Source organism: Clostridium sp. AM54-37XD, from assembly GCF_003478225.1.
Classification (GTDB): domain Bacteria; phylum Bacillota; class Clostridia; order Lachnospirales; family Lachnospiraceae; genus Coprococcus; species Coprococcus ammoniilyticus.
The window spans coordinates 95,300-117,561 of record NZ_QUEV01000004.1 but is presented as its reverse complement, the minus strand read 5'-3'; the positions used below and the strand labels follow the sequence as shown (position 1 = coordinate 117,561).

The 22,262-nt window shown below is 40.8% G+C and carries 15 protein-coding genes; 14 read left to right on the top strand and 1 reads right to left on the bottom strand.

Going from position 1 to position 22,262, the window contains the following annotated elements:
- The first annotated feature begins 359 nt into the window (after positions 1–359).
- From DXA07_RS05060 to DXA07_RS05025, 11 genes are all read left to right on the top strand, one after another.
- On the top strand, positions 360–551 hold the full coding sequence (locus DXA07_RS05060; protein ID WP_054325471.1) for a hypothetical protein: 192 nt from the start codon (positions 360–362) through the stop codon (positions 549–551).
- Complete coding sequence (locus DXA07_RS05055; RefSeq protein WP_182427468.1) at positions 532–1,554, top strand: AAA family ATPase; 1,023 nt, start codon at positions 532–534, stop codon at positions 1,552–1,554. The genes DXA07_RS05060 and DXA07_RS05055 overlap by 20 nt, the downstream gene beginning before the upstream one ends.
- A gap of 179 nt (positions 1,555–1,733) precedes the next feature.
- Positions 1,734–2,294 (top strand): plasmid recombination protein, encoded by a 561-nt coding sequence (locus tag DXA07_RS13390; RefSeq protein WP_243013768.1) that lies wholly within the window; start codon positions 1,734–1,736, stop codon positions 2,292–2,294.
- Between the two features lie 32 nt (positions 2,295–2,326).
- Positions 2,327–2,998, top strand: coding sequence for a plasmid recombination protein (locus DXA07_RS13385; protein ID WP_243013767.1), 672 nt, complete (start codon positions 2,327–2,329; stop codon positions 2,996–2,998).
- 123 nt (positions 2,999–3,121) lie between these two features.
- Positions 3,122–3,310, top strand: coding sequence for a transposon-encoded TnpW family protein (locus DXA07_RS05045; protein WP_054325550.1), 189 nt, complete (start codon positions 3,122–3,124; stop codon positions 3,308–3,310).
- A gap of 216 nt (positions 3,311–3,526) precedes the next feature.
- The gene (locus DXA07_RS13380; protein WP_243015415.1) at positions 3,527–4,330 is read left to right on the top strand and encodes a recombinase family protein; all 804 of its coding nucleotides are present in this window, start codon (positions 3,527–3,529) and stop codon (positions 4,328–4,330) included.
- Between the two features lie 107 nt (positions 4,331–4,437).
- Entirely contained in the window at positions 4,438–4,590 is a 153-nt protein-coding gene (locus tag DXA07_RS13375; protein ID WP_243015414.1) for a hypothetical protein, read from the top strand.
- Between the two features lie 3 nt (positions 4,591–4,593).
- Entirely contained in the window at positions 4,594–5,133 is a 540-nt protein-coding gene (locus tag DXA07_RS13370; RefSeq protein ID WP_243015413.1) for a hypothetical protein, read from the top strand.
- 284 nt (positions 5,134–5,417) lie between these two features.
- Complete coding sequence (locus DXA07_RS05035; protein ID WP_021943738.1) at positions 5,418–6,362, top strand: cation diffusion facilitator family transporter; 945 nt, start codon at positions 5,418–5,420, stop codon at positions 6,360–6,362.
- A 6-nt stretch (positions 6,363–6,368) separates the two neighbouring features.
- A complete protein-coding gene (locus tag DXA07_RS05030; protein ID WP_118483687.1) occupies positions 6,369–7,313 on the top strand; it encodes an SGNH/GDSL hydrolase family protein in 945 nt (314 codons plus the stop codon).
- Between the two features lie 510 nt (positions 7,314–7,823).
- Positions 7,824–15,461 carry a fibronectin type III domain-containing protein gene (locus DXA07_RS05025; protein WP_118483685.1) on the top strand — a complete coding sequence of 2,546 codons (7,638 nt, stop codon included), beginning with the start codon at positions 7,824–7,826 and terminating at the stop codon, positions 15,459–15,461.
- 113 nt (positions 15,462–15,574) lie between these two features.
- Here DXA07_RS05025 and DXA07_RS05020 read toward each other — a convergent pair whose 3' ends face one another.
- Positions 15,575–16,228: a DUF6198 family protein gene (locus tag DXA07_RS05020; protein ID WP_118483683.1), complete on the bottom strand. Its 654-nt coding sequence runs from the start codon at positions 16,226–16,228 to the stop codon at positions 15,575–15,577.
- A 332-nt stretch (positions 16,229–16,560) separates the two neighbouring features.
- Here DXA07_RS05020 and DXA07_RS05015 point away from each other — a divergent pair, with 332 nt between their 5' ends.
- The 3 genes from DXA07_RS05015 to DXA07_RS05005 all read left to right on the top strand — a co-directional run bounded on the left by DXA07_RS05015 (position 16,561) and on the right by DXA07_RS05005 (position 22,193).
- Positions 16,561–17,469, top strand: coding sequence for a LysR family transcriptional regulator (locus tag DXA07_RS05015; RefSeq protein ID WP_117784914.1), 909 nt, complete (start codon positions 16,561–16,563; stop codon positions 17,467–17,469).
- A 120-nt stretch (positions 17,470–17,589) separates the two neighbouring features.
- On the top strand, positions 17,590–19,242 hold the full coding sequence (locus DXA07_RS05010) for an alpha-amylase family glycosyl hydrolase (RefSeq protein ID WP_118483681.1): 1,653 nt from the start codon (positions 17,590–17,592) through the stop codon (positions 19,240–19,242).
- 377 nt (positions 19,243–19,619) lie between these two features.
- Complete coding sequence (locus DXA07_RS05005; RefSeq protein WP_118483679.1) at positions 19,620–22,193, top strand: tubulin-like doman-containing protein; 2,574 nt, start codon at positions 19,620–19,622, stop codon at positions 22,191–22,193.
- Positions 22,194–22,262: the final 69 nt, after the last annotated feature.

Genomic DNA, 22,262 nt, shown 5'->3' with positions numbered 1-22,262 from the left:
TGTAACACCCTATACCCTTAAAAAATAGGGAAAGTAATATAAAGCCCCAAAAAACAAGTCTAAAAAGCTCTATTAGAACGGTATCTTCGCTTTTTGCCTGTTCTTATGATTATAATTTTAGTGGTCACGTTTTTTGCTACTTGAATGACAGAAAACATCGTAGAAATACGGTGTTTTTTGTTGCCCCAAACCCTACAATTTCATACATAACCACAGGTTAGTACAAATACCTTGCGTGATTTTTTTGAAAGGCTTAGAAAGGCAATTTTGCCCGATTTTCGCCCCGAAAAATGACAGAAACAAGGCTCTGAGTATCTTTCCTGTGGTTTTTTTATTTTCAGACGGAAAGGAGGATTGATATGCCGAGAATGAGTAAGAAACGGAAACAAGATTGGGCATTGTTTCTGAACGAAAGAAATCGCATTACCTACAACGAACTTTGCAGAAAATGCAGTAATGACTGCAAGCAGAGTTTCCGTTGTATCGTGGTGCTTTGCCCTAAGTATTTATCGAAAAGGAGAACGAAGAAAAATGAAGCAAATGGAAAATGAAATGAATGTAAATGTCCCTCTCGAAGTTATTAAGGCAAGTGAGATTGAGCCGAAGGAAGTGAAATGGCTGTGGTATCCGTATATTCCGTACGGCAAGGTTACGCTGTTGCAGGGCGATCCGGGCGATGGAAAAAGCAAGTTAATGCTGTCAATCGCCGCACTGCTCTCTAAGGGCGAACCTCTGCCTTTTACTGAAACGGAAGAAAATGAGCCTATGACTATCATCTATCAGACAACGGAAGATGATGCAGACGATACGGTAGTACCCCGATTTAACTCTGCCGGTGGGAACGGAGAAAACCTTATCTTCATCAAGGAAGATGAAAAGTCTTTATCCTTTGGAGATAACCGTATTGCTGAAGCAATCGAAAAGTATCACGCAAAACTTTTAATTCTTGACCCGATGAGTTCCTATATCGGAGAGAACTGTTCAATGAACAATGCCAACGAAACAAGGGCAGAGTTTAATCACTTGATTGCAGTTGCAAAAAATACTGGCTGTGCCATCGTGATTATCGCCCATATGAACAAGATGAGAGATATAAATCCTCTTTATCGCACCAACGGTTCGATTGATATTGCGGGTGCTGCAAGAAGTATTCTTGCAATCACACGCACACCGAACAAAGAAGCACCAGCGGAACGATATATGGTGCAAGTGAAATCTAACCTTGCCCCGACAGGCTCGGCAATTCTTTTTGAGGTGGCAGAAAAGGGAGTGGACTTTATCTCTGAAATGGAAATGACAGCAGAAGAAGCGTTCCAATCCCTCGCACCCAAAATGGGCAGACCGAACGAAAAGGAAATCAAGGCGAAAGAATTTCTTTTGGAAATGCTGAAAGACGGAGAAATGCTTTCTTCGGATTGCGAAGAAAGACTTGAAGCCGCTGGGTTCAAAAAATCGACCATCAAAAAGGCAAAGAAGAAAGCAGGAGCTATCTCCCGAAAACAAGGCTTTCTGTGGTACTGGTCTTTGCCGATGGGCGATATACCGAGAGAATAAAAGCAGGCTGTCTGATGGCGGGACAGTCTGTTTTTATGATGGAGGTATCAAAGGAGGTCAAGGGGGAACACCCTTGCCCACGACATCTTTGCAGACGAAGTCTGAAAGTGTCATAGTGGGTTGCACACATTCAGAGAATGTTGTGTAATGGCTTCGCCCTGTCTGGAAAGGAGAGAAAAATGGCAAAAACCAATAAGGCGGATATGAGTTGTGCAAGGGTAAAACAGTACACCGCTTTTGATGTGAGCAAGGCGGAAAGGCACAATGAACGCAAGAATGAAACCTATGAAAATATGAATGTGATTACGGAACGCATAGCCCTTAATGTGCATTTCAAAAAACCGACTGTCCCAACCTATATGGAGCAGTTAAAGCAGATGGAAACAGACGGGTTAGTATCGCTTCGTGGACTGAGGAAAGACGCTACCCTTTTCAATGAGATTGTGATTGATGTGAATACGATGTACTTCGAGCGTAACGGTGGTTATGAATATGCAAAGCAGTTTTATGAAGAAGCCTATCATTTCATCGAAGAAAAATTCGGTGCTGATAATGTTATATCGGCAGTAATGCACGCTGATGAAATCAATGTAGCCGCAACCGAGGAACTGGGAAAAGAGGTTTACCATTATCATCTTCACGCAATGGTTCTGCCTGTTGTGGAGAAAGAAATCTTATGGAGTAAGCGTTGTAAAAACCCCGAACTGCGAGGAACGGTCAAGGAAGTGTTAATCAGATAAGCCATTCAAAGAAATGGAAATCGGATATTCCAATGACCGATGAAAAAGGAAATCCATTGTTAAAGAAGAACGGCAAGCCGATGTTTCGAGCTTCGTACAGCATACTGCAAGATGAACTGTTTAATTATATGACGGAACGAGGGTTCAAAGGCTTTCAGCGTGGCGAATACGGAAGTACAGCAGAGCATTTAACTTCCCTGCAATATCAAATCCAACAGGACAAAGAACGATTGGAGAAGTTACAGAAGCGTATTCAAAAGGAACAGGTTAAATATGAGCCTGCCCGTCATATCTCAAAGACCTTAAACGAGATTGACGGTATGGGACAGAAAACCTTTACGGGCAAGATGGCAATATCCAAAGAGGACTACTCACAACTGACTGCCCTTGCAAAAGAGGGAATTACCAGTCGTGCGGAAATCAATAAGTTGGAGCAGAGTGCAAATTATTACCGACAGAAATATTTTGACAGTGCAAACGCATTGGAGAGAATGAAAACCAAATACAACGAACTGAAAGAAAAGTGCAGACCTTTTCTTGAAGCGTTGGAGCATTTCCCCGAAGTTGCTAAACTTTTTACCGAAAAAGTGAAGCAACTTTTTTCTTTTAAGGAAGCACAGGAACGAGCCGAAAAAGAAGCGAGGGAAAAAGAAAGACAAGAGCGTATTAAGGCACGAAGAAACAAGCGTGGTATGGAAAGATAACCATTTCCATTATACTCACGACTTAATGACTTCTTGATATGTTCCGATGAAACAGGCTGTATTTGTGGGGTGTTCCAAACGGAATGCCCCACAGTCAATTTATGAAAAGGAGAAACGGACTATATGAAAGAAAACACTTTATCTTATACAACGCGAATAGGCAAAACAACTTTTATTGTCAATGTGAAGCAATCGGAAAGTGCGAAGAAGCCTTTGAATACGGTGTTTCAAGAAATATGCCGACACGAGATGTTAGGCGTTTTTTCAGCAGATAAATATTTGAATTTAGAAAACTTACAAAAATCATCTTGACAAACTCGTTCCCGAGGCTGAGGAAATGGCTATTAAGTATGCTGCTTTTGACATTATGAAGCAGCTTAACAAAGAAGGAAAGATAACAGACGAAGAATTGCGATATATCGCGAAAAAACGCAATATACCCGTTGAGTAAACAAGATAATAATTATATAATTAAGCTGTGTCTAGATCTCATCTAGTACAGCTTGATTGAGGAATGCGAGGTGCGATATGGCGAGAAAAGTTGCCATCTACGCTCGTGTTTCTACAGAGCATGAGGCGCAGATATCTGCATTGGAAAATCAGGTGCAGTACTATGATGATATTTTGAGCAGGCATGCGGACTGGACGTTAGTAGATAGATATATTGATGAAGGTATTACCGGTACATCTATTCATAAGCGTGAGTCTTTTATGCGAATGCTCAAGGATGCAAAAGAAAAGAAGTTTGATCTAATTGTTACCAGAGAGGTATCCAGGTTTGCAAGAAACACGGTGGATACACTGCAGCAGACCAGAACCCTCAAAACATATGGTGTGGAGGTGTGGTTCACAGAAGATAATATCTGGACAATGAATGATGAGGATGGAGAGCTTAGACTTTCTATCATGGCTACCTTGGCCCAGAATGAAAGCAAGAAGATTTCTCAGAGAGTAAAAGCCGGTCAGATGATTTCGTTTAAGAATGGAGTCCTATATGGCAATGGCAATATTCTTGGGTATGACAGAGTTGGTGATAAGCTTGTTGTAAATAAAGAACAGGCTGAAACAGTGAAGAGAATCTTTGAACTTTACCTAGCTGGCAATGGTGTTCGTAAAATTCAGGACATCATGGAGCAGGAGGGCCGAAAGACTGCAACAGGGCTTACCAGATGGCAGTCTGGTTACATCAACAGAATGCTTAGTAATAGTATATTCCTGATTATCTGGTTCAAAAGAAAATCAATAATTATGGAGATGTTGAAAAGGTTTATGTGGAAGGCACCCATGAGAAACTTGTATCACCTGAAGATTTTGACTGGGCTCAGGAGCTAAGAGCAAAACATCGAATCGGAAAACGTGATAAGAGAGGTAGATCTGTTGGTCAGTCACCATGTAAGCATATCTGGGGTAACAAACTTGTTTGTACCTGCGGTCATGCTATGAACAGAAGAATCGCTCACAAGGCAAAAGATGGAAATCTTTCGTATATCTATCAGTGCTATGGACAGTTAAGAACAGGCACACCTGAAAGCAGACGGAAGAAAGGCCTTGAGGTTGATGGGATCTGTGACAACTCATCGTTTATGGAATGAAAGTTGGAAGTTCAGGCTGATTTTATTTTAAAAAAGCTTTTAAGCAATAAGGAAGCTATTTACCGTGAAGCAATGTCGATGTTAAGTGATGTGGCTGAGGTCAAGGCTCCTGGAAGAAATGATAAGGAAAAGCTTGAACGCAACATGAAGCAACTGGATAAGCTGCATAAGCAAATGGCTAATCTTGTTGATATGTGTGCTGACGGAGATATTTCCAGGGAAGTCTTTCGCAGTAAGAAAAAGAAACTTGAAGATCAGATTTCGAACATTGAAAAGATTAATAGTGAGTGTAGACAGCAGATTTTAGAATTGGAAGATAATGAAGCAAAGGATAGATGTATTGAAAGTCTTTATGAATTCATTAAAATGACTGCTTATGATGCCAGGGCGAAGATTCCGGAAACAGTGATTGATAACTTTGTAGATCGTGTGGTATTTGATCATGGAGATTTCATTTGGTATCTGAATCCAACTTTTGGAAATGAAGTATACAGTCAGACCACTTCCGATTGGGAAAAAACAACTGTCGACCGCTTCAAGTGATACAAAAGATACGTCATATGCCTGCTGCTCAGGCTGCAATCGCTAACAAATAATAGACTGCATGAAAACGTGAATTATAATAGTCAATAATAAAAAGTCTCTGTTACTGTTATGTTGCAGTAACAGGGGCTTTTGTCAGTTAATAATTAAAATTATATGTTTGCATATAATTGTGAACGGTACAAAGAATCCCATTTGGTGTATGCCGGGCGGGATTTTTGTGTTATAGTGGTAGTTGTGAGATTGAAGAATAGAAAAAGATGAAAGTAAGAAAGAGAAAACAGATGAAGACAGATAATAGTACGAAGAAAAAGGACAGTGTAAAGAAAGAACGTAGGGAAAAGAAAGAGAAACTGACGATTGAAAAGAGAATATTACAACTATCATTTTTTGGAAGTGTATTGTTTATAGTAGCGGAAGGTGTGATGGCATGGTTTACCCATTCCCATTCTTTGTGGACTGATTGTTTGTTTGATGCAGCGGATTTAGTGATGATCGGACCGTTTCTGGTGCTTGTGCCCCTGCTTTATAAACCGGTGACAGAGAAGCATCCATATGGATATGCGCAGGTAGAATCGTTGTTTTTACTGGTAAAGTACAGTGTATTATTAGCACTTACCTGCAATCTAATGGTTGAAAATATAAAGCTGTTATTACATGGTGGACATGAAGTTGATGCCGGCAGTATTGCTATATTTGAATTGCTTGTATGTCTTGGCTGTGCAGGCATGTATCTGTTGCTTGGTCATTACAGTAAAAAGTATGAGTCTACGACGATCAAAGCTGAGCTTTATATGTGGAAGCTTGATGTTATAAGCAGTATGGGAGTAGCCGTAGCATTTGCAGTTCAGATGATATTGTTTACAACGAGATTTCGGTTTCTGACGCCGTATATTGATCCTGCAGTAGCTGTAATTATGGCACTGCTCCTTATAAAAGAACCGGTAAAGGAGATTTTCCAGAGCATTAAAAATCTGATTTTATTTGCGCCGGAGGAAGATGTCTTAAATCAGATACGTGGAATCGTGGATAAACATATGAATGATTATCCCTATGAGGTTACATTCTTAGATGTTATCCAGACCGGACGGAAGCTTTGGGTTGAAGTATATATTGGAAATAAAACAGACGTTATACATATCAGCATTCTGCATCGTGTCCGGGATGAGATTAAGCAAGAACTGAAATACAAATACGATCAGGTATATATAGAGATTATACCGGATTAGGATAAAATGAAAGATTTCAAGTTATTATATAAAACAGAGGTGATCGATATGAAGAAATGGAAGGCTGCCGGACTGATCACAGTAGCCGGGGCATGTGTTATTGCAATCGTCTGGGGATTGCATGGTCGTACAAAGAATAATGCAAAATTGTTGCAGTTAGATGAGCAGGTATCGGATGATTCTGTTATATATGTTGCATTGGGAGATTCGATTACATATGGATATTCATTAGAACATGCTGAGAATGAACGATTTTCTGCAAGGATTGCTGCTTATATGAAACAACAGGGGATGCAGGTTGTCGAATGTAATCAAGGTGTAAATGGTCAGCTCAGTGGCGACATGTGGCAAAATATCAAAAAAGGCAAGGTAGATCTATTAGACCATGCTGATTATGTGACATTTTGCATTGGTACGAATGATGCACTTCTTCCGTTTGAATTCTTTGTTATGCAGTATGAAGATTATTTTTATGGATATTCCGGTGCAGGAGGTGATTCTCCGCTTTGGAAAAAAATTAATAAAAAGACATTTGTCCGGGACTTTGAGGAGGCAGACCGGTCTGCGGAAGATAATCTGAATCGGTTTTATAATAATCTTTCAGATAGTATAGATCTGATCCGTAAGGCTTCGCCGGATTGCCGGATTGCAATCATGACATTATATAATCCATATCGTAATATGGATTATGAAATATCGGCAGGAGGGATAACGGTCAATATCGGCCAGTATGCAGAAGAAAAGATCAGTCAGGCAAATACGATCATTCGTACAGTATGTAAAGAAAAGAATATTGTACTGGCAGATTGCTATGAAGCATTTGCTTCCTCAAATGATATTGTGCTTAATAATCAGAATGCAGAAAATTATATAGATCCGGATGATCATCCGACTGCAGTGGGACAGCAGTTAATCGCAGATGTGTTTATAGAAGCATTGTTTACAAAGTAAGATGTAATCAGACACAGTATTTACTTACAAAGTAAGATGTGATCAGAAGGCAGCATTTATTTACCAGGTAAAATGGAAATAGAATAGCATTCATTCATAATAGAACAGCAGTTTAATGAATAAAAATAGAATAGTTGGAGCACATAATAAGACATTTTCGTATGATGTTACAGTTTAAGATATGTCCGAAATTTGGGATATATTTTTATAAGGATATCATATGAAAATGTCTTTTTTTGAAGCAAGAGGGGTATAATTTATGATTTGATCCGACAATATTTGCATAACATTATGCGTTTTAAATTGTATTCGCTTCTAATAAACTAACGCAAATTGTCAGAATAAATACACATATTGTGTTTGTAAGATGAATATATTTATAAAATGCATCTATTTTTCTTTCTTTTTAGAAAATATTTCGATATAATTATTATGTAACTGGAGGTTTGGATGCAGAGACAGCATTCAGAAACAAGAATAACGTTTATGTAAGAAAGGGATGATGAGAACATGAACAGAAAATGGGGAAAGAAATGGATGGCAGTAATGCTTTCAATTTCGATGGTGATCGGTATGTTTCCTGGGGTTGGAAATCCGGTCAGAGTTCTTGCGGATGAGCCGCCGGGGCAGGCGGTCACGCAGGTAGATACCTCAAATGCAGATAACAGCGGAAAGGATAAATATGGATTTAATCTGACGACACCAAGTTCATTTAATGCAAATGACGGTGAAAATCCATACGGTTCCGGCTATTCTGCATTTAATGAAAAGATGGAAGCATTTTTATGGTATCGATCCAGTGGAAAGAACCGAAATGCTGAGACGTATAACTATACGAAAAGCTCGGATATCAAGGGCTATTATGTTGGACCGGATTCGAAACGGAACAACAATGGATTTATGCAGAGCCGTACAGCATCCGGCGCAGCTGATGTCAAGTATGTAAATGTAGACGGTTATGATCCGTATGGAACCGGCCGTGATAATATGGTTGCACTTGTTGGCGCATCACTGGGAAAAGATCCGCAGCTTGTTGTAGCAAGATACAGTGCATCCGGCAAAGGTCAGGAATTAAGAAAGACCTTCAGCCTTGGATCGGGTGATGATAATGATTGGCTTCGGGATAATCAGTTGGAAAAATACAGTGCCTATAAGAATTATTTTACATTAAAGGCAGGAGATTTTGATGGTGATGGAGATGAAGATATCGCAGTCTATGTTCCAAAACGTGGAGATCCGTATATTATGATCCTGGACGGAATCACCTTATCGCCGATCAGTGATAATATTCCGGTTCGTAGTTTTATGGGAAATACCGGAGCGGATATGGCAGGTAAATTTACCAATAATGGTAAGACAGCAAGAGCAACAATCAACATGTCGATAGAAACTTCGGATATCAATCGGGATGGTAAAGATGAGATCCTTCTGGTTGGTTCCTATTCGAATATCCACGATGACAGTGATGGAAAGAAGCTGCAGCAGAGAAGCTCTGTATTTGCCTGTTATAAGGTAGAGAACAAGAAACCACAGCAGATGAATAAGTATGTAATGGATAAGGATACATGCAGTGTATATATGCGTTACGCATCTGTAGCAGCAGGTGATATTGATTTTGATGGCTTCCCGGAAGTTGTAGTTGCCGGTGTATACAGTGATAATGATGGCCCGGATGGAGATAAATCCGGTTCAAATAAAAAGTATATGCTGGTAATATTGAAATACGATCCAAATGAAGAGGTGGAGACATTAATTCCATCCGGCGGAAACGTAATGGATATGTGTAATTTTGTAAATGCAGGCTTTGATAAAGATGATAATGTGCATCCGCTTCCTGCATTGACCTGTGCAGCAGTAAACGGAAGAAATGATGCGGAGCAGGTTTTCTTAGATGGTGTTTTCTGGAAGTTTGAAAATGAATCATGGAAAAAGGACTATACAGCCAAGGTATGTCAGAGCAGTGATAAAGGAATCGGCGGTTATATCATATCCGATACCTGGGTAGACGGATGTGTGGCAGGAAACTTTGATGAAAATGATCTGGGAATTGAGCAGGTTTTATATACGACCGGATATAAGCAACAGAGCTTTAACCGGTACTTTTACCGGGTGAACATGTCCGGTAAGGAACAGAACAAGAATTCATCAACCGGTATCTGTACACCGGGCAGTTACTTTGATTCAAGTTCAAATGAGCTGGTGCGGCATGTCGGTATGAGTGATTTTCCTTGTCTGGCGATTGCAGCAGTTGATGCGGATAAAGATACAGATGTATTTACCTTTAAGAGCAAGAAATATACATACAGTAATGTAGATATTCTGGCTATATTACAGGCTGCTCCATATTTTGGAGAGCTTCAGGATAATTATTATAATGGCAATATCGGAGAAACCTTATATGGTAAGCTATCCGGACAAGGAACGGTAACTAGTAAGACGAAAATGGCATCCATCGGAGCATATGCATCATTTTCCATCGGTTCTTCAGCATTGCAGTTCCATACAGAGGCGTCCTATACCCATGACTGGGAGTGGTCGTATGAGGATGAGCTTTCCCATGAGTATTCGATTAGTTTTGAAAATGATGGTACGAAGAATCAGGTAGTACTTTATCGAACGCCGGTTATATTGTATGAATATGTCATCACACCGGCGAATGGAAGTGCATCGTATACCATGGAGGTCGGAGTGCAGCAGCAGCCGGTCTATTCGACCATGGATGTAGATACCTTTAACCGATTTGCAGAAAGTGATGAAACTCTGCAGAATAAGGTAATTACGAAGGATATTCTGTCCAGTACGCCGGGATGTCCGGATACTTATGCGACCAGTTCACTTGGAATGAAGGGGTTTGTTGGCTATCCGAACTGGGTAGAGATCAATAATAAGGTCAATGACCAGACAACGGTAGCTATGAATATTACGGACAATACACAGAGCAGTAAAACAATGACCCAGACGAACAGCTTCGAACTGACACTTGGTGTAGAAGGTGAGATAGATGCCAAAGTGGCGAAGATGAATTATGGCGGTGGTGTCAAGCTTGGCGGTGGCTGGGGCTCCGGTAAGACAACATTTGATTATTCATCAGTATCGAAGGAAGGCGTGGTAGCTTACCCGCCAGCGACGGATTCCCAGTACAGCTTCAGTACAAAATTTGGTATCTGGCAGGCAAAACTTGGCGACAACAATGTTCCGATCCTGGGCTTTGTTGTAAAGAATGTCGAACAGCCGCCATCTCCACCGGAAGATATCAGTGTGGATACAGTGACCGCGGATTATGTAACGCTTGCATGGGAAAGTGGTTATAAGAAGGCAGAGAAATATGAGATCTATCAGGTATTTAATGATGGTATTACAACCAATAAATACAGCCTGTTAGATACGATCAGCGGTGACAGTTCTTCTTACACCTATGATGGACTGAAACCATCGACGGAATATGAATTTGCACTTCGTTCAGTTGGAACAAACAGCGGAGGCGAGACTGTATACTCCGAATACACACCGGAGGTATCCGTTCATACACTGGCTGACAGTGAGAAACCGGATATCTTAAGCATGACAAGTGTACAGAGAGTTGTTGTCGGCGGTAATGCGAGCTTTGTGATCGATGCACTTCCGTCTGCAAATGCAAAAGGCGGTCTGTCCTATGCATGGCAGGTTCGAAAAGCAGGTTCGGTCAACTGGGTAAACCTGACTGACAAAGAAGCTTCCGGTATAAATGGAAGTACATTGAAGTTAAATGGTATCACAGAGGATATGGATGGCAATTCTTATCGATGCGTTCTTTCTGAGCTGATAAAGGGTGTGCGGTTATATGCATATGGAGCTCCGGGTATCCTGCATGTTGGAAGGGCTGACAGTATGATGACAGCAACGATTAGCAATACACAGTCCGACAGTGCGAATAAGGGAACCAATACAGCATTTGGACAGTACACACAGACACGGACGGTTACGAATGAACGTACGGTATCGAAGACTGTAGCGGTTACGATCGGAACACAGAAGGAGACATTTGTCCAGTATAAGAATGGTGCAGTGGTATCCGCTGTATATCCGGATGCAGTAATACCGGAATTTATCTATTTTGACAGCCAGACAAATGAATGGTATGTACTGGAAGAATATAATGAGACAGCAGGAACAGCAACTGCAAAGGTGAAATTAAATGAAGTAATACCAAATGTATTCCAGAGTGGAACAACCGGTGATGCAGCCGCTCTCTGGAATGGAGTTGATGCAGATACAATAAAGCCTGTGACAGAACAGGTGACAGAGACGGCAGCGGGCAAGACTTATTATGCATATACAGCAGTAACAGCCGATGGTGAGATATTGTTGTACAGCACAGATGCTATGTCAGAAGCAGTTACACAGTGGTATCAGTTGGAACAGGGTACAGATGGAGCAATTACAGCAAAAGCGTATGCCGGTACTGTTCAGTCCTATGTGCCTGCTTATGCCGGATATAAAGAAGAATCTGCTGGCACTACAAATCAGCAGTATATCGAGGTTGATGGAACAACCTGGTATCTGTACTGGCCGGAGGCATACGAAGGAAATAATGCTTATATCATGTATGCAAAATCCGCCGAAGCAGATCGGACTGCGGATGAGACGTATTATTACAAGACTGAGCAGACGGTAACAGATGAGAACCAGCAGGAGCAGATCATTACAACATTTAATGAATTAAAGATCGCTACGGATGATGCCTTTTCTCTTATGGGAAGTGGAGCATCTAAGCAGTATGGTGTTACCCCTGGTGAGGTTGTTACCGTAAATGAAACATATGATACACAGGTTGAAGATATCATAAAGGGAGATCAGACAACGGTTCAGATCCATGTTGCAGAGGCAGTTACATCTTCTGTCAATATCGATAAAACAGGAATTGTAAATGTAAACTTCTTCAATAACCGGACCGGTTCTATTCGTGATATATCAACCGATGTAGATAAGAATGGTAATGCTTCTGTTGTATGGAATCCGGAAGAAGCCGGAGATTATACGGTAACTGTATCTTATGGAGGAAATACATCATTATATCCTACTGATACACAGACTGTTTATTATGTAGTAGATCGTACGGATAATACGGTATACGTTCTTTCCGGAAACAATGCGGAATATGGCAATACCATTAAGTTAGAAGTCAGACAGGGAAAACGGGAAAACGATACATCCGGCAATATAACGACAGAACCGCTTGCAGCAGATGCTTCTGTATCTTATCAGGTATCCTATGTGGATGGAGATGATAAGGTTGTAACGGAAAATATAGCCAGCAATACATTTACTCCAAAATGGCCGGGACAGCATACATTTGTTGCGACGATAACCAGACAGAACGGTACCAGTCAGACCAAATCATATGCGATGAAGATGCTTACCGTAAGCAAACGGCCGATCGTTATTACTGCTCCATCAAAGGATGGTATATCAGAGGATGACACGGCAGATAAAGTATTAAGCCTGTCAGATGTTGTTGTAAAATATGCGGGTGATGACACAGAATCCGGTATCCTGGATTCAGATGCAGCTAAATATAAACTGTCGGATCTGATGACAATAGAGGCTGAGCCGAAGTTAGATGAAAATTCGACAGCAGGTGTTTACCAGACCGGAATCGCATGGCTTACAGTTGGAACCGAAGAAGACAGTGAGTATATAGATTTGGTAAAAGAATTCCTGAAGAAATATAACGTCACTCTGAACAGAGGAAAATATCAGATCGTATCGAACCAGTATACAGTCCGATATGAGTCTGATGGCAAGGGAACGATAAAAGGATATTGTGGAGACTCCAAAGAGCCATTTGCATCCGGAGCTGGATTAGCAGATCAGAGCAAGGTATCCTTTAAAGCAATTCCAAAGGATAATTATAAGGTCAAAGCATGGAAGGTAACAGGAAGTGATGGAAATGATCTGATTCTCGGAACTGATTATGTGGTAAATGGAGATACATTGATCATTTCAGCATTGAGCAGCAGTGTTCATGTCAGTGTATCCTTTGCAGCAAAGACCTACCAGTTGAATTACGATCAGCCGGAAAACGGAAGTCTTCAGGCATATTATGTAAAGGCCGGAAGCTATGGAAGCAAGATCGATACAGGTGAGACCGTCCTTACGGGAAAGAGTATCCTGCTTCAGGCGGTTCCAGATGAGAATTATGTCGTAAAACAGTGGACGGTTTCTCATGGTGGTTCAGCAAAGATCCAGAAAAATACTGACGGAAGTATCTTTGCCGGAACAGAGATCACACTCGATAATGTGGAGACAGATACTGTTGTGGCCGTTGAATTTGAACCGGTAGAGACATATTCATTTGAGACAGAAGTGATCGCAGAAGATCCGGATACATCGGTTGCAGGCTGTAAGATCAATGTCTCAGAACAGGTTCAGGATGGCAAGGCAGCAAAGGGATCAACGGTGACACTTACAGCAGATCTTCCGGAATCCGTTACTGTATCAGAATGGAGAATCTATACAGATGATATACATTATACAGTTGCAGCAACCGGAGGAGATCAGTATGTAGTATCCAACGTCCAGAAGAACATGAAGATCAAGTTGGTTGTCAATATGTTCCAGATGGAAACACTTCATTTTGAAGCGGTAAATGAACAGGGACAGCAGGTAGATGATGTTGTTACGGCATGGAGCGATTCAGTGCAGATCAGCAATGATACAAAGATCGTAAAGAATCTGCCGGTTGTTATGAAAGCAGATGTACCGGAGCAGTATCAGATCTCTGCGTGGAAGCTGTTTATCGGTTCAGAAGAACAGACGATCGCAACCGGAAAGGATGCGAAGGAAGGTTCATTTAACAGTGTAAACAAATCCATGCGTGTTGTACTCGTTCTGCTTGATCGTCCAACTGTCACATATAACAGTGATAATAACGGAACACTGGAGTGTGATGTTGTATCCGGTGGTTATATTGACAGATACCACACAGAGGATATCGTTATGACAGCAGCACCGAAGACCGGATATGAAGTGGATCAGATCACAGTAATGATGGATGGTGCAGCTTACAGTGATATGACGGTTTCTGATATAGAAAATACAGACAATAAGCAGATCAAGATTCAGGCACCAGATACAGGCTTTGAGAAAAATGTAGAGGTTGCAGTTACTTATAAGGAGATTCCAAAGGTAGAACTTCAGTATGAGCTGGTATCAGCAGATGGAGCAAAGACAGGAACAATAGCTGTTCATGTGGATCGCAAAAAACAGAATGATCTTATGCAGGATGTATCCGCCGGATCCGGTAGTCTTGAAGTATATCGGGACAGCACGGTTACAATGACAGCATCGGTGATCGCTGGCTACGAGATCAATGCATGGAGTATGAATGGTACAGATATCACAGCAGATGTCCGTACGAACAATACAGATCTGAGCAAACTGGTATGTACCGTTGATGAGAAGCTGTTACAGAATGCACCGATTAAGATCATGGTAACGGTTGTTAAGACGCCGGAGCCTCCGTTAGAACCGGAAAAACCGGTTGTAGAGGAACTGACTAAGAAGCAGATTGAGAAGAATTCACAGACACTTTCCAGCAAACAGAAGGTTGCATGGACACAGAAGGGAATCCAACTGACCTGGAAAGCTGTTAAGGGGGCACAGGGATATGATGTCTATGCAGCTCCATGTAACAGAAAGAAGCTGACTGTTGTTAAGACGATTTCAGGTGCAAAGAAGAACGCAACAGTACTGAGTAAGTATAAAGGCAAGAGTCTGAACCGGAAGCAGTCATACAGAGTCCGTGTCAAGGCATATCGTATTGTAAATGGGAAGAAGCAGTATATTGCTACAGGATTGACCCTCCATATCGCAGGGCCGAAGAACAAGACATATACAAATGTAAAGAAGATTCAGTGCAAGAAGACAGAGTATACCTTAAAGAAAGGTAAAACAGCAAAGATAACAACTAAGCTTATCTTACAGGATAACAAGAAGAAACTGTTATCCAAAGGGCATGGTGCTAAGCTTCGCTACAGCAGTACCAATAAAGCGGTTGCTGTTGTAACGGCAAAGGGTACGATCCGTGCAAAGAAAAAAGGAACCTGTTATATCTATGTTACTGCATTAAATGGAGTAAATAAACGGGTGAAGGTCACAGTAAAATAAAACTGCAAATTTAAGTTAAAAAAATTCCATGGCGGGGTAACACAGGAGCTTTCCGGCTCCCTGTTATCCCATTCATGGAATTTTATTTTTGTTCAAAATATTTATATAAAAATCTAGTTCTTTCTGGACAGATAGGTGACAAAGATCATATATTTATCAATGATCTGTCCGGCGATAGCAATACCTTTTCCCATTGTAAAAGCTGCCAATATAGTTCCGATCCCAAGACCTTTGATATGACCGAGAAAGAAGCCTGTCATACAGGCAGTTGTAAGCAGACAGATGACGTCAAAAGAAATCTTAACGATTGAATATTTCTTCTTTATGATCTGCGACAGCTCGCGTGGAAAAAGATCGGTAGGAACGATTGGCAGACCGCAACGGTTGGAAAGTGCGATACCGATACAGATCAGCACATAACTAATTATAAAATAAAGAATCCGGTATCCGATAGCGGTTGGAAGAATGTTGATCCACATTTCATGGACATCAAGCAGTTTCCCGAAGAAAAAACCAACGATAAAACTGCACAGATATTGAGGGACAAATTTCTTCCGTAAAATCATCAGGGTGAGAACCAGAAGTCCCTGAAAGATGTAGGTCCAAGTACCTAAGCTGAGCTTTGGGAGCACCTCGGAAAAGGCGTAAGGAACACTGGAAATCGCAGAAATCCCTGCACCGGAATATAACATCAGAACGACTGCGAAGCTGTTTATGCATACGGCAACGATCAAAGCTATTTCACCATACACGATATGCCGAGTCATATGAGCATCTGTTTCTTGGATGATATGGTTTTATATATATATATTCATTTTAAAGCTGCATCCTTTCATTTGTTTTTATCATATCGATATGTATAATGGATTATTTCGGTATTATATGTAAGCGGATTTGCTTCATTTTTATATGCCTTTCACGGTTTCGTATTGTAACACTCCATGCAAATGATAACAAATGAATAGTTTTTATAATTCTATAGATATTGTCTATATAAAATCTATGAGTATAATATAAATAATGGATTCAAATATAAATTTTTTGGATGAAAACAGAAAATGAATCGAACATCAAAAGTCAGATAGAAAGAGGTAAACGGATGAATTTATTTTATATACGATATTTCGTGGAACTGGCAAAGGAACAGCAGTACACGAAGGCAGCAAAGAATCTGAACATCACACAGCCGAGTTTAAGCCATGCGATTCACCAGTTAGAAGAAGAACTTGGGGTATTATTATTTGAAAAGACAGGACGTAACACTGTACTTACGAGGTATGGAGAAGAATTTCTGGTCTATGCGGAGAATACGATCCGGACGCTCGATCAGGGCATTCGTCTGATGCAGAAGGCAGCACATGGAGAAGGTGTCATAAGATTAGGGTTTGTCCGACCGCTTGGTATGGACTTTGTTCCGGGATTGGCTGATGATTATAGGAAAAGGTTACAGGATGAAATGGTTCAGTTTTCATTTCATACAGGAACAACACATGAGTTAGTAAATGGACTGAAAGAGAAACAGTACGATATTATATTCTGTTCCAGACCGGTGGATGAAAGCGGTCTGTCTGTTCTTCCGGTTGGCAGACAGGATCTTGTCGTAATCACCCCGGAGGGGCACCCGCTCGCAGAAGAGAAAAATGTAGATCTTGCGGATACATTAAAATATCCGCAGATTTATTTTGCGGAAGGTTCCGGTATGCGGGATGTGATAAACGAATTATATAGCTTGATAGGTGAGACACCGCAGATTGCTTATGAGACAGAAGAAGATGAAGTAATTGCCGGCCTTGTAGCGCATAACTTTGGAATTGCTGTTGTTCCTTATATGAAGCTCTTAGAACGGCTTACGGTAAAAATCCTGAAGCTAAGAAAGCCCCGGGCAGACCGGATGTATTATATGGTCTGTGACGCGACTGCTTATAAGCCTCCCTGTGTACAGAGTTTTTATGATTATGTGTCGGGAAAAAATGAAATGCAGGAAGATAAATTTATATGGAATATATAGGAAATCGGAATTTGCATAAAAGTTTCGCGTATACGACAGGTTTGTGGTATAATTTTACATGAGTGATATGTATGGCTTTTTGCAATATGTATACAAAAATGATAAAAGGAGATAAAGACTATGGCATGGTATGACAGCGCAGTATTTTATCATATTTACCCACTTGGATTGTGTGGATGTCCACATGATAACAATGGAGAGACAGGAGCACATTTTGACAAGTTAAATGAATGGGCGGAGCATGCGAAGCGGATCGGATGCAATGCGATTTATATAGGACCGTTATTTGAATCCGGATCTCATGGATATGATACAACCGATTATCGGCTGGTAGACAGACGACTTGGAACAAATGATGACTTCAAGCAGTTCGTAAAGAACTGTCATGCAAATGATGTAAAGGTCATCGTAGATGGTGTATTTAATCATACAGGCAGAGATTTCTTTGCATTTCAGGATATAAAGCAGAACCGGGAGAATTCCAGATACAAGGATTGGTACTGCAATGTGAATTTCTGGGGTAACAACGAATATAACGATGGATTTTCCTATGATAACTGGGGCGGATATAATCTGCTTGCGAAATTAAACCTCTGGAATCCGGAAGTGAGGAATTATCATCTTGAAACCGTAAAGTTCTGGGTTGAAGAATTTGATATTGATGGAATTCGTCTGGATGCTGCGGATGTACTTGATTTTGGCTTTATGAAAGAATTACGTTCCTTCTGCAATGGTGTGAAACCGGATTTCTGGCTGATGGGCGAGGTTATTCATGGAGATTATTCGAGATGGGCAAATAACGATATGCTCCACTCCGTAACAAATTATGAACTGCATAAGGGCTTATATTCCGGACATAACGATCATAATTATTTTGAGATTGCGCATACGATCAAGCGTTTAAATGGCATTGTAGGCGACAAGAAGTTATATACTTTCTGTGATAACCACGATGTAGCAAGAATTTACAGTAAATTAAATAACAAGGCGCATATGTACAATGTAGCGATCCTTGTATATACCGTACCGGGAATTCCGTCGATCTATTACGGTTCTGAATTCGGTATACCGGGCAATAAGGAGAATGGTTCAGACTGGAATCTGCGTCCGGATCTGAATCTGGCTAATTTTGATGAAAAAGATGAGCTTCCTGCATTATATACAACGCTTGGACATCTGAAACAGAGATTTCCGGAACTGACCTATGGAGACTACCGGGAATTGTATCTGACGACCGGACAGTTTGCATTTGCAAGATGCCTGGATGGACGTGCGGTTGTAACGGCATTGAATAATGCAGATAACGGTGCACACATGGAGATTAATCTGCCGATTGGTGCAAATAAAGCAGTCAACCTCCTGACGATAGATCAGACAGCAGAAGCGCAGGAGGATACCTGTACCGATGATGCAACAGCAAAGGCATGGGGAAATGCACGAAATGAGTTGCTTGATAAAGCCGGTCAGTTGGTCGGAGCCTCCGGTGAAATCCGCTATAAGGCAGAAGATATCCGTAAGGCATTAGAAGCACTGGAAACAGGCGCAGACTTCGGCCAGGCAGTATGGAATCTGTTTGGAAATCTGAATGATACCATGAATAACATGCATCGTGTGATCGGTGAATTTGAACAGACAATGCATAAGCAGGAGAGAAACTCTGTAGCCGCAGGCGGTGACTGTACAGGCGGAGAAAGCCTTGAGATCCGCGATGGGAAGCTGATCGTAGACCTTCCGGCAAACAAGGGTGTTGTCGTATATTTAACCAATGAATAATATATAATTTGCCTACATTTTACTTATAGTAATGAAAATTACTATGAGAAGATGGTATTAAGTATTTTGTATAATATTTTATTAGAGAAATTTATAGACAGAAAAAGTCCATCAGACTTGTTTTCTGAATGAGCAAGTCTGATGGACTTTTTTGTCGCAAAAATTTATGCATAAAGAATAAGAGCTATGCGTAGAATATTAAGATTGCATAGAAAAAAGAATGCAAAACCTCTAAAAAATATGTAGTTTTTTGTTGAAAATCACATAAAATAGTGTTAGCATAAATATGTATGTTAGTATATTTGTAACGAGACTGCACAGAATTGACGGAAGCCGCTTCTGTGCCGGGGGAATGGTTATAATTAAGGAGATTGTATATGATACTTATTGATACGCAAAAAGAAGAATTTAGCAAGCTGAGGGATATCCGCGTATTTGGAAGAATCAGTCACGATGATCGGTTTAATGGGAATCTGCTGGTGATCGGTCTTGGCGGTGTCGGAAGCAGAACCGTTTGTAACTTAAAGGGGATGATGGTTGATGATATCATACCGGAGGATAATATTCATTTTCTGATGATTGATTCAGACATTCCTGAGATGGAACAGACAATTGAGGACAGCAAAGAGCATGTTGGTTTTAATGCACTTGAAGTATTAAGTATCTACAGACCGAATATTGAAAATATACTTGCAGATGGAATCAAGAAAAATCCGGTACATCCGAATCTTGCAAACTGGATGGATGCAGACTTTCCGGATGTTACAGTGACAAAAGATGGTGCGCATGGCAATCGTCAGATCGGACGACTCATGTTTTCAAATGCTTATGAAGATATCCGTATGCTGTTATTTGACAGACTGGAAGAGATTCATGATAAGGCGAATGGTAATTGGATGGATGTGATCATTGTATCCAGTCTTTCCGGCGGAACCGGAAGCGGTATCTTATCTGATCTTACATATAATATCCGGGCGTATGGAAAAGCAAAGAAGTGGGCGAATCTTCGAATCGGAGGCTGCCTGTTGATGCCGGATGTTATATTTGGCAACAAGAGCGTAACGGAAGATCCGGAGTTAATGTTCCGGATGATGGCAAATGGCTGTGCTGCGTTAAAAGAAGTCGATTACTATATGAAGCTTTCAGAAAAGGATGATGCATATATATTTGAAAGCACCACCCACAAGCTGGTGATCCGGGAGAATCTGTTCGATGCCTGTATGCTGGTATCCGGTAAGAAGGACAGCCAGGGATACCTGCCGGAGGGTACAGTTCTGATGGACACAGCAAGCTTCCTATATAAACTTGCATGTAACAAATATATCGGTAACAATGATGTAAACGATGACAGAAAGCTGCTTCGGGATGTATTCTTTGACAATGAGAAATATTCTGTGACAAACTGGAAGATGGAACATTCGGATTCTGAGATTGCGACAGCAAATTGTTATTATAAGGTTGTCAGTGAAGCAGATTACAAGATACCGATCCGCGAGATTGAGAATATCTGTGAGAGTGATCTGTTTAACAAAGCATATAAGCGTTTGTTTGTTTCACCATTTGACAATCCGCAGATTGAAGCGGATATCAAGGGTGCGTTAAAAGAGCTGGATGATTTTCTTCATGCAGAACCGGGGGATGAGATCAACCTCAGTGTGAACGGATTAATCCAGTTTGGACAGTTTACGAAGCCAACCTATAAGATGATCAAGAAGCATACAGATGGACTCAGAGAACATATGGGTGAGAAGCTTGATAATATGGATAAAGAGCTTCCGGTCATGATCAAGTCCATTAAGAATAAATTGTGGAATTCCTTAGATGCTGTAATTGCCAGATATATCAAGGTATGCGGTCCGTATGCAGCGATTGATATTATCGGAGCACCAACAGCCGGTGTAGCAGATTCTACCAGAGGTATGATGGCAGAGGTTAAGAAGCTGCAGGAGCTTCACAGCAAATATACACCATCCGGTGAATACTCCAGAATTATAGAATCTATCTGTGAGATTGTAGCAAAACGTTTCTTCACTTTTCCGTCTGCAAAGCGTGAGACAGAGAATGGATATTATGATGCCTGTATCAAAGAGACACTTGCAGCAGAACGAAACCGGATCATGGATGAGATCGATGCACAGGATCTGTTTGGTGATACACTTCGTTGGCTGCAGCAGAGAGCAGAGCGTTTGGATGAGATTTATTCCCAATTTGGAGAAGATTTGAAGAATTCAATCGAGGATCTTGCAAATGAAGGTAAGGTAACAACCAAGAATATATTAAAGAATGCAGCCAGACATGAATTCCTTCCAACTGATTATGTAAATGACAGTCGTATCAATGAGGTGAAGGATGGACTGATCCGGTTGATGTTAGATAATGAATCGAATATTGATAATGGAAGAGTTGTTCCTGTCAAGGATGCGATGGAGAAGATTTATCGTCGTTTATTCAGCGGTATCGGAGCATATGGGCCGGAGAAGATGTTATCCGTTGCATTTTCTGATAAGAAACTTGCAGAGAATGATATCAATGTTATGTTTGGTTCACCGACAAATGACCGGCGGGATGAAGTTATGCAGAAGGTAGCTGCTGCATTTGTAAATGATATTCAGGAAGAAAAGCAGTTATGTGTGCTCAAGGATGGCTACAAAGAACTTTTGTTGAATAAGAAATATATATCAGTGCCAAATGTAATGCCGTATTTCAGTAGGGCAGTAAAAGGAATCCTGATGGATAAACCATATAATGAGAAGGAGGATTCCATTACATTGAATCCTGGTGAGATCGAGATTTCGATCAATGATATGTATGTCGGCGTGCCTGCATCTATGATGGCATGTACAGCAGAGATGCAGAAAGCCTATAATGCAGTAGATAGTTCTTACAAGGGATTGCATATTGACGAAGTGAATAGGGATATGAGAGATTTCCCGAATCTTTGCACGTTATAATAAATAGTATGTATGAAAGAATCCTACATGTGGAGGTGTATGAAACCGTTAGTGTTTTTCAAACTTTCG

Excerpts from the sequence above, each read along its gene's own strand:
- DXA07_RS05030 (WP_118483687.1), top strand. The coding sequence starts at position 6,369 with ATGAAAGATTTCAAGTTATTATATAAAACAGAGGTGATCGATATGAAG.
- DXA07_RS05005 (WP_118483679.1), top strand. The coding sequence starts at position 19,620 with ATGATACTTATTGATACGCAAAAAGAAGAATTTAGCAAGCTGAGGGAT.
- DXA07_RS05020 (WP_118483683.1), bottom strand. The coding sequence starts at position 16,228 with ATGACTCGGCATATCGTGTATGGTGAAATAGCTTTGATCGTTGCCGTA.
- DXA07_RS05060 (WP_054325471.1), top strand. The coding sequence starts at position 360 with ATGCCGAGAATGAGTAAGAAACGGAAACAAGATTGGGCATTGTTTCTG.
- DXA07_RS13390 (WP_243013768.1), top strand. The coding sequence starts at position 1,734 with ATGGCAAAAACCAATAAGGCGGATATGAGTTGTGCAAGGGTAAAACAG.
- DXA07_RS05015 (WP_117784914.1), top strand. The coding sequence starts at position 16,561 with ATGAATTTATTTTATATACGATATTTCGTGGAACTGGCAAAGGAACAG.
- DXA07_RS05045 (WP_054325550.1), top strand. The coding sequence starts at position 3,122 with ATGAAAGAAAACACTTTATCTTATACAACGCGAATAGGCAAAACAACT.
- DXA07_RS05035 (WP_021943738.1), top strand. The coding sequence starts at position 5,418 with ATGAAGACAGATAATAGTACGAAGAAAAAGGACAGTGTAAAGAAAGAA.
- DXA07_RS05025 (WP_118483685.1), top strand. The coding sequence starts at position 7,824 with ATGAACAGAAAATGGGGAAAGAAATGGATGGCAGTAATGCTTTCAATT.
- DXA07_RS13385 (WP_243013767.1), top strand. The coding sequence starts at position 2,327 with ATGACCGATGAAAAAGGAAATCCATTGTTAAAGAAGAACGGCAAGCCG.
- DXA07_RS13375 (WP_243015414.1), top strand. The coding sequence starts at position 4,438 with ATGAACAGAAGAATCGCTCACAAGGCAAAAGATGGAAATCTTTCGTAT.
- DXA07_RS05055 (WP_182427468.1), top strand. The coding sequence starts at position 532 with ATGAAGCAAATGGAAAATGAAATGAATGTAAATGTCCCTCTCGAAGTT.
- DXA07_RS05010 (WP_118483681.1), top strand. The coding sequence starts at position 17,590 with ATGGCATGGTATGACAGCGCAGTATTTTATCATATTTACCCACTTGGA.
- DXA07_RS13380 (WP_243015415.1), top strand. The coding sequence starts at position 3,527 with ATGGCGAGAAAAGTTGCCATCTACGCTCGTGTTTCTACAGAGCATGAG.